This is a genomic window from Bacillus sp. DE0042, from assembly GCF_007680225.1.
Taxonomy (GTDB): Bacteria; Bacillota; Bacilli; order Bacillales; family Bacillaceae_G; genus Bacillus_A; species Bacillus_A wiedmannii.
The window spans coordinates 384003-399139 of sequence record NZ_VEJP01000002.1 but is presented as its reverse complement, the minus strand read 5'-3'; the positions used below and the strand labels follow the sequence as shown (position 1 = coordinate 399139).

At 35.7% G+C, this 15137-nt stretch carries 15 protein-coding genes and 1 riboswitch; of the genes, 12 read left to right on the top strand and 3 right to left on the bottom strand.

Annotated elements, in window-relative coordinates:
- Position 1: 1 nt before the first annotated feature.
- Positions 2-358 (bottom strand): hypothetical protein, encoded by a 357-nt coding sequence (locus FS802_RS12425; RefSeq protein WP_098653514.1) that lies wholly within the window; start codon positions 356-358, stop codon positions 2-4.
- A 69-nt stretch (positions 359-427) separates the two neighbouring features.
- Positions 428-820, bottom strand: a complete 393-nt coding sequence (locus tag FS802_RS12420; RefSeq protein WP_001145283.1) for a VOC family protein — start codon at positions 818-820, stop codon at positions 428-430.
- A 111-nt stretch (positions 821-931) separates the two neighbouring features.
- Here FS802_RS12420 and FS802_RS12415 point away from each other — a divergent pair, with 111 nt between their 5' ends.
- The gene (locus FS802_RS12415) at positions 932-3241 is read left to right on the top strand and encodes an AAA domain-containing protein (RefSeq protein ID WP_141545888.1); all 2310 of its coding nucleotides are present in this window, start codon (positions 932-934) and stop codon (positions 3239-3241) included.
- Positions 3242-3316: 75 nt separating this feature from the next.
- A riboswitch (SAM riboswitch) is annotated at positions 3317-3418 on the top strand.
- Positions 3419-3506: 88 nt separating this feature from the next.
- Complete coding sequence (locus tag FS802_RS12410; protein WP_000501372.1) at positions 3507-4712, top strand: M20 family metallopeptidase; 1206 nt, start codon at positions 3507-3509, stop codon at positions 4710-4712.
- Positions 4713-4847: 135 nt separating this feature from the next.
- Here the strand turns inward: FS802_RS12410 and FS802_RS12405 are convergent, their stop codons facing one another.
- The gene (locus FS802_RS12405) at positions 4848-5288 is read right to left on the bottom strand and encodes an Lrp/AsnC family transcriptional regulator (RefSeq protein WP_001181720.1); all 441 of its coding nucleotides are present in this window, start codon (positions 5286-5288) and stop codon (positions 4848-4850) included.
- 320 nt (positions 5289-5608) lie between these two features.
- Between FS802_RS12405 and FS802_RS12400 the strand changes: the two genes are divergently transcribed.
- From FS802_RS12400 to FS802_RS12350, 10 genes are all read left to right on the top strand, one after another.
- Positions 5609-6373, top strand: coding sequence for an SDR family oxidoreductase (locus tag FS802_RS12400; protein WP_117616473.1), 765 nt, complete (start codon positions 5609-5611; stop codon positions 6371-6373).
- Positions 6374-6707: 334 nt separating this feature from the next.
- The gene (locus FS802_RS12395) at positions 6708-7274 is read left to right on the top strand and encodes a TetR/AcrR family transcriptional regulator (protein ID WP_001072320.1); all 567 of its coding nucleotides are present in this window, start codon (positions 6708-6710) and stop codon (positions 7272-7274) included.
- Positions 7275-7331: 57 nt separating this feature from the next.
- A complete protein-coding gene (locus FS802_RS12390) occupies positions 7332-9188 on the top strand; it encodes an alpha/beta fold hydrolase (protein ID WP_088113377.1) in 1857 nt (618 codons plus the stop codon).
- A 547-nt stretch (positions 9189-9735) separates the two neighbouring features.
- Complete coding sequence (locus FS802_RS12385; RefSeq protein WP_098653518.1) at positions 9736-10245, top strand: DinB family protein; 510 nt, start codon at positions 9736-9738, stop codon at positions 10243-10245.
- A gap of 534 nt (positions 10246-10779) precedes the next feature.
- Positions 10780-11085 (top strand): arsenical resistance operon transcriptional regulator ArsR, encoded by a 306-nt coding sequence (gene arsR / locus FS802_RS12375; protein WP_000046014.1) that lies wholly within the window; start codon positions 10780-10782, stop codon positions 11083-11085.
- 60 nt (positions 11086-11145) lie between these two features.
- Entirely contained in the window at positions 11146-11583 is a 438-nt protein-coding gene (locus FS802_RS12370; protein ID WP_001270992.1) for an ArsI/CadI family heavy metal resistance metalloenzyme, read from the top strand.
- Positions 11584-11601: 18 nt separating this feature from the next.
- A complete protein-coding gene (gene arsB / locus FS802_RS12365; RefSeq protein ID WP_098653519.1) occupies positions 11602-12642 on the top strand; it encodes an ACR3 family arsenite efflux transporter in 1041 nt (346 codons plus the stop codon).
- A gap of 25 nt (positions 12643-12667) precedes the next feature.
- The gene (gene arsC, locus FS802_RS12360; protein ID WP_000428321.1) at positions 12668-13072 is read left to right on the top strand and encodes an arsenate reductase (thioredoxin); all 405 of its coding nucleotides are present in this window, start codon (positions 12668-12670) and stop codon (positions 13070-13072) included.
- 144 nt (positions 13073-13216) lie between these two features.
- Positions 13217-14047 carry a GNAT family N-acetyltransferase gene (locus tag FS802_RS12355; protein WP_098653520.1) on the top strand — a complete coding sequence of 277 codons (831 nt, stop codon included), beginning with the start codon at positions 13217-13219 and terminating at the stop codon, positions 14045-14047.
- Positions 14048-14103: 56 nt separating this feature from the next.
- Positions 14104-15087, top strand: a complete 984-nt coding sequence (locus FS802_RS12350) for a phosphotransferase enzyme family protein (RefSeq protein ID WP_098653521.1) — start codon at positions 14104-14106, stop codon at positions 15085-15087.
- The last annotated feature ends 50 nt before the right edge of the window (positions 15088-15137 follow it).

Here is a 15137-nt window from a genome sequence, read left to right as displayed (position 1 = left end):
ATTAATATGAGCCAAGATGAAAGAAATAGGGAAACACCCTAATTTTTTTATTTCTATAATAAAATAAGATTATTAAGTCGAATGTGACAATAATAATTAGAAGTAATAAGTGTATAAGTACATCAGTTTTACCGTGTAATAAAGAATTTATAAAGAAATCCCATTCTGTTTCATAGGGAGGCTCTGCCCAATTTCGTTGCAGTCCTAACACAATTCCATTTATGAAAAAGATAATACTTAATAGAATTCTTCCAACAAATAAGGCAGCTACTTTTAAATTCCAATGCTTTATCTTGATTACGTAAAGGATTGGAAAGAGTATAAGTATCCAAAAAACGATAATAAAAACTGTATTCATCAGTTTCTACTCCTTATGTTGATAATAAAGTTATTATCCCGCTAATTGTAGGCTGACTAAAGTCTCACTTTATCTCTCCGTTTCAAAAAACTCAATCCATTCTCCATCAGGACCAGCGAAGAATATGTAACGTGTTCCATCTGATAATGTTTCAATTTCTTCTCCTAATAGAAAGGTTACGCCGTGTTTCTGTATTCTTTCAATTTCATCTTCTAATGAATCTACTTTAAAACAAATATGATGTACTTTTCCTTCTGCCGAAAGAGAAGAGTTATAACCTTCAATAAGTTCGAGTATCGTTTCCTTCGATTCTTCCACACCTAAAAAAGCGAGTTTTAAGTCTGGATTCGGGTGACCCATACGTTTAATGAGTTGTAAGCCAACTACTTCTTCATAAAATGAAATAGATGTTTCTAAGTTTGCGACCATAAGACCGACGTGTTCAATTCTTCTAACTGGCATGTAGATCCCTTCTTTCTGAAAATTATATACAATATGTTATTGAAAATTAAGAAAATAAGCAAGATAAAAACCTTACAAATTTTAGCTTGTTATATGGTATAGTGAGAAAGTATGTTTGGGGAGAAGGAAGGAGATTATACGATGAATACACCTACTCAAACTCCTTCATTATCGGCAACGATGAAAGAGTGGCATTATGCATTAGCGTATGAAATTAAACATTGGAAAACGATAGGTGGTAGTAAAATTTCTATTATGAACGGTCGTTTTTTATATACAGATTATGAAAGTACAGTATATGTATTTCAGCTTATTTCGGAAGTAAGCTTACCTGAAGGTTCACCAATTCGAATTGAGTTTGATGGTGAGGAAGCGACAGGAGAAGTATTATCTGTACATGGATTAGAAATAGAACTGAAATTAAATGATTATATACAAGGTGAAATACGAGAAGCTGTTTTATACAGTGAACCGTGGCAATTGTTAGAGCAACTACAAGAGCGATTAAAAGAGGCACATAAAGATAAGTTAAAACGTAATCGTATAAAGCGTCTTGTTGATGGGACGAGCAGTCCGAAACATATTGAGAAGATGAAAAATCCGAAAAATGAATTGGCGTATCGTTCGTTTTACAATCCGACAACGTACGTGTGGGGACCGCCTGGAACAGGGAAGTCTTACAATTTATCACGTATTATTTCGGCTCATTATCAAAAAGGAAAATCGGTACTTGTATTAGCTCATAGTAATGCGGCAGTAGACGTATTAATGAGCGAAGTAACGAAGCAAATTGAGAAGAAAAAGAAATGGACACCTGGCGAAATTGTTCGTTACGGTTATAGTCAACATGAACATATACGAAATCATGAAACATTACTTACGTCGAAGCTAGTTGAAACGACGAACGGATCTTGGGGAGAAGAAAGACTCTATTTAGAAGAGACACGACAAGATCTTCGTGAAAAGATTTTATCATATAAAGCGACTTCTGCTGATAAGAAGCGTATACAAGAGATTGAAAGTGATCTTCGAAAGCAAAAAGCGAAAATTAAAGAAGTAGAAAAAGAATACATTGAAAATGCGAAAGTAATCGGCGCAACTTTATCGAAATGTGCCATTGATTCACTTATTTATGAGCGTACATTTGATTTAGTTGTCGTAGATGAAGTGAGTATGGCATATGTTCCGCAAATTGCATTAGCTGCTTCACTTGGGAAACGTATTGTCGTTTGTGGGGACTTTTTACAGTTACCTCCAATTGCGATGGCGAACCATGAACTCGTTCGAAAATGGCTTGGGGAAGATATGTTTTACCATGCTGGGATTGTTGATTCTGTCAATAAATCAGAAGCACATCCGAACCTATTTATGCTGCAGGAACAAAGACGTATGCATGCGGATATATCGAAGTTTACAAATTCATTTATTTATAAAAATAGAGTATATGATCATCCGTCTGTTTCAGAGCGTAAGGAACTTGCGCAGCTACAACCGTTCGCAAATGAGGCAAGTGTTTTATTTGATACGAGTTTAATGGGAGCCTTTTCGTTAAAGGACGCTGCTTCTGGTTCTCGATTTAACATTATGTCTGGTTTAGTAGCGATGCAAATGATGTTAATCGGACTGTTAGATGGTGTTCAATCGATCGGTGTTGTTACACCTTACAGGGCACAATCCCGCTTTTTATCAACGTGTATTAGAGAAATGTTGCAGAGAACGAAATATCAAAACATACCAGTTTTAGCGGCAACGGTTCATAAATTCCAAGGTTCTGAAAGAGATATGATGATATTTGATACAGTGGATAGTTATCCGCAAGAACGTCCTGGCGTGTTATTCTTTGATCATAAAAACCATCGCCTCGTCAATGTAGCCGTAACGAGAGCGAGAGGGAAGTTCATTCAATTATCAGATTGCCATTATATGCGTAAAAACCTTTCGAGAAAACAAGCGTTATCACAATTAACAGCTCATATAGAACGGCACGGAGATGTGTATGATCGCACGACATCAAGACAATTGTGGGAACGAAAAATTTCGAAACGTTTACGCTGGTTTATGGAAATGAATTTTGAAGAGCCGAAAGGGTTATTGAAAGATATTTTAGCCGCAAAACGAAAAATTATTATTTCGCTTCCAAGTACAAAGCAAGTGGATAAACGAGTATGGCAAGCGTTAATGCGCACAAATGCGCAAATAACAGTGTATAGTGATGGACCAGTTCCGTTAAAAAATGTAAAGTTACAAAGACAAAATAAAGCATTCCCGTTTATCGTAATCGATGATGAAATCTTTTGGGCAGGAGCACCGCTCACATCTCAAATGATGTTTGAAGGTAGTATGGAATTTCCGTACGTATGTGCAAGATTACAAGCACCGGAAACAATTGGTGTGTTAAAAGGATTTTTAGATATTCGGTAAATTCGGATAGGAATTCCTTGACTTTTAATCGGAATGAACTTAGAATGAATGTAATTTAATATAATCTTATGAAAATTCTTATCACGAGAGGTTGAGGGACTGGCCCTATGACACCTCGGCAGCGGATTCTTTATGAATACTGTGCCAATTCCAGCAAGGTAACTTGAAAGATAAGAAAGAAGCTCATTTTGACTGTATATACAGAAGCCTCTTTCTATCTTTTAGAAAGAGGCTTTTTTACGTGAAAATATAAGGGGGAAGAAAAATGGGAGCGACTGGAGTAACGTCACAAAGAAAAACAATTGAAGAGAGTATTGAAAGAAATAAGGAAAAGTACATAGAAACAAGTCACGATATTCATGCGAATCCGGAGATTGGTAACCAAGAGTTTTATGCATCAAGAACGTTGAGTTTATTATTAGGAAGCGCAGGATTTCAGTTACAACACAATATAGCTGGACATGAAACAGGTTTTATCGCGCGAAAAAGTTCAGGAAAACAAGGGCCAGTTATCGCATTTTTAGCTGAGTATGACGCTTTACCAGGACTCGGTCATGCATGTGGTCACAATTTAATTGGCACAATTAGTGTTGCGGCTGCGATTGCATTATCAGAAACGCTTGAAGAAATTGGCGGGGAAGTTGTCGTGTTTGGTACTCCAGCTGAAGAAGGAGGACCAAATGGTAGTGCGAAAGCGAGTTATGTAAAAGCGGGGTTATTTAAAGATATTGATGCGGCACTTATGATTCATCCGAGCGGAAAAACAGCGCCAACGAGCCCTTCACTAGCAGTCGATCCACTTGATTTTCATTTTTACGGAAAAACAGCTCATGCCGCAGCTTCACCGGAAGAAGGAATTAACGCATTAGATGCGATTATTCAGCTGTATAACAGCATTAATGCACTTCGCCAGCAACTTCCGTCAGATGTGAAAATTCATGGCGTTATTACAGAAGGCGGAAAAGCACCTAACATTATTCCTGACTACGCCGCAGCAAGGTTCTTCATCCGCGCAGCAACGCGAAAAAGATGTGCAGAAGTAACAGAAAAAGTAAAAAATATCGCACAAGGAGCAGCATTAGCAACAGGTACGAAAGTGAAAATTCATCAATTCCAAAATGAAATCGATGAACTACTCGTAACAAAAACATTTAATGACGTCGTAGCCGAAGAATTAGAATTACAAGGTGAAGACGTAAATCGGAAAGAAAGATTTGGCATCGGCTCAACAGACGCAGGAAACGTAAGCCAAGTCGTACCGACCATTCATCCGTACATTAAAATCGGTCCAGACGATTTAATTGCGCATACGAATGAATTTAGAGAAGCAGCACGTTCAGAATTAGGAGATAAAGCATTAATTACATCCGCAAAAGCACTAGCAAATACAGCGTATCGATTAATTACAGAAGAAGGGTTGTTAGAGAAGGTGAAGGAGGAGTTTAGAGAGGCGCAGAGAAATCAGGGATAGGTGAGAAGGAGACGTATCTCTGGATTTTCTAGTAGGAAATTGAATGAAAAAAGAACCAGCCTATGGCTGGTTCTTTTTATATTATATAAGAATTTTTCCACATACACTCGGTATCTTTATCTTAGTACCCTCTTATCAGAATGACAATTTCTCCTCAAACTCACTCTTTAAAACAATTAAAGGAGACGATAATCCAAATTGCATTAAGGAGTCTAAAAATGTAGCGAGAGAATCCATCGAATCGCTCATGACCTTCATCATATAATTAAACTCCCCGCTAATTCGATATAAATCAGTTACTTCGGGAGCGGCATTACAAAATTGGATGAAATCAGAGCATTGACTCGTTTTAAACATGATGAATGCTTGAATGTTCTTATTAATTTTAGAAGGCTCAAATTTCGTTCGGTATGCAGCTATAACGCCTTGATCTTCAAGTTTGTTAATGCGTTCTTTTACAGCAGGCTGCGTCATGGATATAATACGTCCTATTTCTGAAACAGAAATTCTCGCATTTTCATATAACAAGTTCATAATTTTATGATCGATTTCATCTAGTTTTACTGTGTTTTGCATTGTGTAGCCTCCTTTCTTTATTTTCTAAAGTGAATCGTAAATTATTACTATAATATCATAAGTGAAGGAACTAAATTACCTATAAATCTATATTTAAAATTATTAGTATTTGCTTAAAAATATAAGTATAGGATTTATCTCGCATTAACGGGCAGTAAAACTCCCGCCTCAAAATTCAGCTGGAGCAAAGTGGTTAGGTGAGAGATTAACTGCCCGTAAAAGCCCGATTGGTGAGGGCTGATAATCAGTGGGGGATGAAGAAAACCCCCACTGATTAAAGTTTCACTTTATTAAACGGAAATTTAGGAAGGGTGGAAAAAATGAAGAATCTTGATGGGAAAGTAGCGTTAGTAACAGGGGCGAGTCGCGGTATTGGTCGTGCGATTGCGATGAGATTGGCAAACGACGGTGCATTAGTTGCAATTCACTATGGCCGAAATAAAGCAGCTGCAGATGAAACAATTAGTGAGATTGAATCTAATGGAGGAAAGGCATTCTTAATTGAAGCGGATTTCAATTCAATTGATGGTATCAAAAAGATAGTAGAACAATTGAAGAATGAATTACAAATAAGAGTTGGTACATCAGAGATTGATATTTTAGTAAACAATGCAGGGATAGGTACACAAGGAACAATTGAAAATACGACAGAAGAAGTTTTTGATGAAATTATGTCTGTAAATATTAAAGCACCGTTCTTCTTAATTCAGCAAACATTACCGTTATTACGAGCGGAGGGGCGAGTTATTAACATTTCATCAGCTGAAGTAAGACTTGGTTTTGCAGGGTCCATTGCATATGGTTTAAGTAAAGGGGCACTAAATACGATGACACTTCCTCTAGCTAAACATCTTGGAGAAAGAGGTATAACAGTGAATACAATTATGCCTGGATATACGAAGACAGATATAAATGCGAAATTGCTAGATAATCCGGAAATACGAAATTTTGCTACGAATTCATCTGTGTTCGGACGAATAGGGCAAGTTGAAGATATTGCAGATGTAGTAGCATTCCTTGCTTCTTCTGATAGCCGCTGGGTAACGGGGCAAATTTTAGATGTTTCTGGTGGGTTTTGTTTATAGGGGCACTACTTCATACCCATCAAGCTAATATTTTCATATCCCCCTAAATTAAAATTTTCTTTCTCTACAGATAGCTATTTTGAGAAGCCGCTCATTTTTTCGTTTTGGGGGCATTTCTTTTTCTTAAGTTGATGGGTATATATGGGACCCCTATTAGACGATAGTGAATTAACAATTTCGGGGTTAAGTTCAACTTTATTCAAAATAAGATTTTTTTGCAGTAAAATCAATGTTAGTGGAACTTTTTTAATCAAACTTTTTTCTAAATTAATATAAATACTTGCAATATTTAAATTAGTACTATATAGTTCTAGTTATGACAAAGTTAAAATTAATGAATCAAAAACGTGTGATTGAAGTAGCTGCAACATTATTTTTAGAAAAAGGGTTTGCTTATACAAGTATGGATGAATTAGTGCGTGTAAGCAAAGTTTCAAAATCTAATGTGTATTATCACTTTTCTAATAAGGAAGTATTATTAGAAGGGGTCGTTGATTATTGGATTGAAATGTATCAATCTGCAATTGATGACGTACTTTCTCAGAACCAATTTTTAGTTGAAGATCGTATCCAACTGTTTTTAAAGCAATTATCACAAGGAGTTCAGTCGAGAGAGTATAAGGGGAGCTGTCCATTTATTACTCTTTATATTCAAAGTCCTAAACAGGCCACGCAAATAAAAGAAAAAATAGGTCTTTTTTTTACAGGATTACAAAAGAAAGTTTCTCTATTACTTAAACAAGGGGTAGAGAATGGAGAATTCAGAAATACGATTAATATTGATGAGGTTGCATCCCTTTTTATTACAAATCTTGAAGGAGCGTTATTTATTTCAGAAACATTGAAGGATGCAACTGTAATCACGAAAACAGCAGATCATTTTTTAAAATTGCTTCGATAAAAGAAGCATTTTTTTTACATCAAATTAGTACTGAATAGTACTAAAAGGAGATCTTATATGAGAACAGTATTTTTAATTGGTGGAACAGGCTTTATTGGAAAGCAATTAGTGAAAGAATTAGCCAAAGAGGATGTTAAAATTCTTCTTTTAGTGAGGTCGAAAAGTAAAGCAATACGCATTTTTCAAGAAAGAGGCATCTTAAAAAAGGCAGTTATGCACTTTATTGAAGGTGATTTGACGAAAATAGATTTAGGTCTAAGTGCTGAAGATAAGGAGAGGGTATTGAAAACAGATGTGATTATTCACGCAGGAGGCCCCATGGATATTCAAGCGACAAGTAAAGAGGCAGCTTCCGTATTTTTAAATGGCGCAAAACATATTAGTGAATTAGCTAAAAGTATTCATCAATTGAAGGGCTTGCAACAATTTATTCATGTTGTAGGTTATATGAGTCCCTTTGATGATAAAAATAGCAAGATTGCAATTGATGTGTTTAAGGAAGGAAACAATTATTTGAAAATAAAAAATCCATATGAGAGAACAAAATTTTTAGCGGATCTTTATATCCGTCACCAGGCATTAGCAGTAGGTTATCCGCTTTCTGTAATTAATCCGCCAACTGTAGTCGGTAGTAGCAAAACAGGGAGTACAGAGCAGATAGCAGGATTAGGTTTGCTTGTGATGAGTATGCGAAGAGGGCTCATGCCAGTGATTCCTGGAGGTAAGGGATATAGGTTACCACTTATTTCAAACGATGAGCTTGCGAAGTTTATTGTGCAGGTTTTCAGATTGGAGCAACCGACTATTCAAACATATACACTTGTTGAAGACAAACAGCACGATCAGAACATGGCTGAATTATTAAGTATTATGTCGGAAAGTATGAATATGAAGGCACCAAAAATCTCTGTCCCAATGCCACTTATGAAAGCAATTATGAATAGTGGAGTAAGTAAAATAACAAAAATTCCTTCTGATGGACTGAATTTTATTACAAAACGAAAATTTTCAAATGTTTCAGCGAAAAAAATTATGGGAGGAGATTGGTTTAAGAAGACGAGTGTAATGAAATTTTTCCCTGCCGTAGTAGCTGATCTGGATTATCGAATGATGTATCAAAATGGCCAGCATAATCATTTATTTAAACGAACATTATGCGATAACACTACCCTTTACCAATTACAAGGAGAGGGTAAACCGTTTATTTTATTACATGGTTTATTGAGTGATGGAGAGGATTTATTTCCTTTAGCACAAGAGCTTCATGAAAAAACTGGTCAACCTGTATGGATCTTGGATCTTCCAGGTTTGGGACGTTCTCCTTTTAAACGAGAGAAAAATCTTCTAGATATCTATTTGAATGTAGTGAAAAAGTTATTGGAGAAAGCTACTAATGGTGCACATCTAATTGGCCATTCATTTGGTGCGTTTATTCTTCTGGAAGCATTGGTACAAGAGTACATAGATAAGAAGTATTCAATCACTTTACTTCAGCCACCTGTTGTTAAAAAAAATGCTAAATCGCTAAATGTTCCTCAATTTATGAACAAATGGACATTAAAACTGGCAACTACTAATTTAATAGGGCGATATTTATTAAGTAATGGTTTGTTTGAAAGTATGGAGAGCATCCCTGAGAATTATATTGAAAAAATAAGTAACAGTTTTACTTCTCCCAGAATTTTAAATACTACGGTTCAACTTAACAGTTTACTACTGAAAAATGATCAAGGTGATTTCAATGAAGTAACAAAGTATAATCTTCACATTATTTGGGGGGATTATGACAGAGGCTATTCTGCTCCATCGCATCTTGGTAAGGTTGATTTTGTTCCATATGGCCATCATTTTCCTCTTAGCCATCCGAGTGAAACGGCAACATTAGTAATAAAAAATAGTAATACTAGCAGATGAGAGTGTGGGATAAATAAAAAGTGTGTAGTAAGATCGTTGTGTCTTTGAAGTAAAATCGTACTGTTTTGGGTCCCAGCCCATACCTATCAAGCTATACTTCTGAAATATCCCCAAAACGAAAATTTCATCCTTTCATAGTTGTCCATAGGATCTTAGGTCGATTTTCATTTTTGAGAAGAATACATTTCTCAAATTGATGGCAATATGGGGGGGGGAATAATGTTACGATGTTTATAAAAAAGTAGTTAGACTAGTGTATTTTACTCCGGTTCATTTCAAAATATAATTGAAAATTCATCTTTAAATTAAAAAAAGAAGGTGTTACCTTTATATATTAATACCTTCGAAATATTGTATAACAGATAATTTTTATGCATTATTGATTAGCATTGATTATTGTGCTAACGAATCAGGATAGTGTGGCGACCGACCAACTAAATAGTTGCTTCTCCTCAATTATTAGAAGGGAAGTTTTATCATTTCGCGAATTTATTAGACATAGACGAGTGCTATAATTTTCTATATCTACATAAAGAGGTGACTACGCATGAATCAAAGACCGTCAGAAGAAGAATACGCCGGGAACTCCGGCGAATATATCCGTTTGGTACCGGACGGTAACATCATCGATATTCTGCACGCCCAGGAAAAGCAAACGACCGAGCTCCTGGCATCGTTGACCGAAAGCCAGTACGCGTATCGGTATGCTGAAGGAAAATGGACGCTGAAAGAAGTCGTGGGCCACATTGCAGACTCGGAACGCGTCATGACCTACCGCCTGCTCCGGTTCGCAAGAGGGGACCAGACGCCTCTGACTGGTTTCGATCAGGAATTGTTCATGCCTCCTTTCGGAAGCTGGACAACCGCGCAATTGGCCGAAGACTACCGGGCCGTACGGCAATCAACAATCACATTGCTGCGAGGGCTACCGGGGGAGGCGTGGACCCGCAAGGGCACAGCCAACAACCTAAGCATTACGGCGCGCGCCCTCGCGTACGGCATCGCAGGACACGAACTTCATCACATGGGGGTCATCCGAAATCGGTACTTGAGTTAATCGTCGGGTGAGGCCTTTGGAATGGAACTAACACCTCTCATACAACCTTAGATGCCGTTCTTATTGGGGTCCCGCCCCATAACCATCAACTTAAGGATTTAGACTATTTTTGAAATTAAAAGCACGTTACTATTCTCTTATGTTAATGAGAAAGGGTGACGTGCTTTTTATGAATATGCACCAAAAACAAGAGTTATCTTTATTTGCCGAAGAGTTATATCAATTTTTTCATTTGGGGGTATTTGTTTTTCTTAGCTTGATGTTGATGGGGCACTACTCTATAATGGTCAAATTAAAATTTAAAACAGTTATAGAGACTCCATTCCTCCGAAATATTGTAACTATTAAGTTGTAAAAAGAACCATAGTTTTTCATTTTTGAAAAGGCTATGGTCTTTTTTAATTGTAACAAAGATATGATGCGAGGAAGTTTTTTTATAAATCAAAAAAATTCGATGAATTAGTTGCATAATAAATTAATCAGCGTATATACTATAAATATCAAAAAAAGTTGATGAAGGGAGAGGGAACTAAAATGGCACAAGATTTTCAGCTCTATGAGAAAAAATTCAAAGCATTAGCGGATCAAAAGCGTTTAGAGATTATGTATGAACTTTGCCAGCGAGGCCAGACTTGTGTATGTGATTTAACAGAGATTTTTGAAATGACGCAATCTAAGTTGTCCTATCATTTAAAGATTTTATTAGATGCAGGTTTAATTGTAAAAGAAACAAAAGGTACGTGGAGTTATTATGATTTAAATGATGCGGAAGTAAATAATTTATTATCAGAAGAATTGTGCTGCATTTTTAGAAAAACAGGCAAAGGTAGTTGCTGTTAAAATTTTGTAATATTAATCAAAAAAAATTGATTAATAACATATAAAGAGGAGGAATAAGCTATGAGATATGTTCATGTTGGTATAAATGTTACGGATTTAGAGAAGTCTATCGAATTCTACGAAAAAGTATTTGGTGTGTCACCAGTTAAGGTGAAAGTGGATTATGCAAAATTTTTATTAGAGACGCCAGGACTTAATTTTACATTGAACGTAAGAGATGAAGTGAAGGGAAATCAAGTAAATCATTTCGGTTTCCAAGTGGATACAGCTGAAGAAATTATGTTACATAAAGAAAGGTTAGAAAAAGAAGGTTTCTTTGCACGTGATGAAATGGATACAACTTGTTGCTATGCGGTTCAAGATAAGTTTTGGGTAACAGATCCTGATGGGAACGAGTGGGAATTCTTTTATACAAAAGCACATAGTGATGTTCATAAAATAGAAGAGGCATCGTGTTGCACGACTTCTAACGTAGTAGAAAAAAATTCTTGTTGTTAATAGGAGATGGAAAATAAAATGAAACGTTTATCTTTTCTAGATCGATATTTAACACTATGGATTTTTCTAGCGATGGCTGTTGGGATTGGTTTAGGGTTTGTGTTTCCAAGTGTAGTAGACGGATTGAATACATTACAAGTTGGAACAACGTCTATCCCGCTTGCTGTTGGTTTAATTGTCATGATGTATCCACCATTAGCAAAGGTTCGTTACGAGGAAATGGGCCGAGTATTTAAAGATGTAAAAGTATTGGTTTTATCTTTAGTACAAAACTGGGTTATTGGACCTGTACTTATGTTTGTTTTAGCAATTATTTTTCTTCCTGATAAGCCAGAATACATGGTCGGGCTCATTATGATCGGCTTAGCACGTTGTATTGCAATGGTAATTGTTTGGAACGATCTTGCAGATGGGGATAAAGAGTATGCAGCAGGTTTAGTTGCTTTTAACTCAGTATTCCAAATGCTATTCTTCTCCGTTTATGCATACGTGTTTGTAACAGTCATTCCAGTATGGTTAGGAATTGAAGGGGCTATTGTCGATATTACAATGGTAGAAGTAGCGAAATCAGTATTTATCTATTTAGGAATTCCTTTTATAGCAGGTATGTTAACACGTTTTGTACTCGTTAAGTTAAAGGGAAGACAGTGGTATGAAAAGGTGTTTATACCTAAGATTAGTCCACTTACATTAGTTGCATTATTATTTACAATCATCATTATGTTCTCTTTAAAAGGGGAAATGATTGTTAGTGTACCACTAGATGTAGTAAGAATAGCGATTCCATTACTCATTTATTTTATTGTGATGTTTTTTGTTTCTTTCTTTATGGGAAGAAAAATTGGTGCAAACTATCCGGTGACTACAACGTTAGCGTTTACAGCAGGTAGTAATAACTTTGAGTTAGCAATTGCTGTAGCAGTTGGTGTGTTTGGTATTCATTCAGGCGCAGCATTTGCAGCTGTTATTGGTCCGTTAGTCGAAGTACCTGTCATGATTGCACTTGTAAATGTCGCTTTTTGGTTTAAGCGTAAATATTTTAATGATCAACCAGTATAATTTAAAAACAAAGGCGGAAAACAACATGGAAAACAAAAAGACAATTTATTTCTTATGCACAGGAAATTCATGCCGAAGCCAAATAGCAGAAGCATGGGGCAAACAATATGTAGGAGATAAGTGGAATGTATATTCTGCAGGAATCGAAGCACACGGAGTAAATCCAAATGCTATTAAAGCGATGAAAGAAGTAAATATTGATATAACGAATCAAACATCGGATATAATTGATACAAACATTTTAAATAGTGCTGATTTAGTCGTTACGCTTTGTAGTCATGCGGATTCTGTTTGTCCTTCGACACCTTCGCACGTAAATCGTGTCCACTGGGGATTTGATGACCCAGCAGGAAAAGAGTGGTCTGAATTTCAACGTGTTCGCGATGAAATTGGAGCACGTATAAAGCGATTTTCTGAAACAGGGGAGTAAAGTAAAGAGTCAATCTTCTATTTTATAGGGATTGGCTCTTTTTTATTATATATTTCATTAGTTTAAAACAACTATTAAAACGAATAGAGAATATTTTGTCATGGTGGTAAAGTTAGAATAGAGCAGTTTCAGGGGGGATAACATATGATTTCTGAATTAAACAAGACTGATTTTTATAAATGTAACCGTTTAGTAAATGAAAAAGGTCAATTAGAAATAAAAGCTGTAATTGCAGGGTTGAATCCTGGTCGTATCTTTGTAGATAACATCTATTCTCCTAATTCAGGACTTATTTGGTTAGGGAATAACGATGGCTTCTTTTTTATAGGAAGTGCAGAAAATGAAAAGTTTAATAATGAAATGAAAAGTTTTATTGATGATGTGATACGACCTGAGGCGAGAAAGGTAGGACTAAGTTGCTTTGAAGCAATCGGTAATCATTCAAAGTGGAATAAAACAATCGAAAGAATATTTCAGCATCGTAAATTAAAGAGTTGGAATCAAAGAGTGTATACGCTAAAGGAAGAGGATTATGAGGGTAATCGTGAACCTAAAATTGAACAAGGGTATACAGTGCTAAAAATGAGTAAAGCTCTTTATGAAAATCAAGGGAACGTATTTAAGAATATTGAATTTTTACAATCAAAAATTTTAGAGTTTTGGTCCTCAGCTGATGAATTTTTTAACGAGGGAATAGGCTATTGTATAGTTTTTGACAACATGATCGTAAGTGTTTGTTTTTCAGGGTTCGTTTTTGAAAATATACACTGTATAGATATTGAAACGATAGAAGGTCACCAAGGGAGAAATTTAGCTCAAACGATAGCTCATAGTTTCGTAAGAGAGTGTTTGGAGAATCATATCATTCCATATTGGGACTGCATGGAATTGAACAAGCCTTCTGTCGCGGTTGTAGAAAATGTAGGTTTTACAAATGTGTTTAATTATGTAGGATATTATTTTCCTTTTGAGTAAATTAAGTGTATGTTACAAACCTATCATCAAAGGTTTTTACATGGAAGGAGAATAGGATGAAACAAATAATAAAAGACGTATTAATAAATTATTTTAAAGAAATTCATTCACTACTAGTGGAAGAAGAATTACATAAGGACAGTTGGCATACAGATTTGCATTATAAAATCATCGTAAATGGAGAACGATATTCCGCACGGTTTATAAATAGCGATCGAATAAGTAATCCAGCCTTTGGGACGTTATCTAATGAACAATTGAAAGAGCAAGTACGGTTTACATATTATTTACGAGAGCATGGGATTCCATTTATGCAGATTAAGGAGAATAGGGCAGGAGATTCCTTTACGTTTGTCACTTGGAATGATGAACAGTACCGGTTTGTATTGTCTACTTGGATTGAAGGAGAACATATTACTCATTGTACAGAAACGATGGCAGAAGTCTTTGGAAAGGAAGCAAGAAAAGTACATGATATTTCTAGTGCGTTTCAAAGCTCGACTTTTCAAAAGAAATCTCACTTGGATGGGTATGTTGAGTTTATAAAGCTATTAGAAAATAAGGGTGGTACATGTAAGGAATTAAGAGGGTATATAGATTTCGCTAAGTATCATATAGAAAGCGCACATAAGAATGATCTAGAGTATATAGTACAAACTGATTTAAATCCTTTAAATGTCATATGGAATTCCAATCAATCTGTAAAAGGAATTATAGATTTTGAATCCATTGCATATGTTGATCGTATTGAAGGTTTAGCCTTTTTAATAAAGTGGTATTCCCGGACAGAAGGAATACAATCGCATAAAGTATGTTCGAAAGTTGCTAGAGCATTTTTAGAAGGGTATAAGGCCCATAATATTTTAACATCAAATGATTATAAAAGACTTTCTTCATTATTATGGTTATCCGGTAGTTTAAATTGGAACTTTGTGAAGAAAACGCTACTTGTAATAAGTGATAAGAGGGAATTAGAAAAACATTTGGAAGTTTATAGAGTGAGAGGAGAAAGACTGTCGTCATTGTTAATTTGTAGATAACATTTATTCTCCTAATTTTGGATGCGAAAAAGAAAGCATATGGGGTGTTC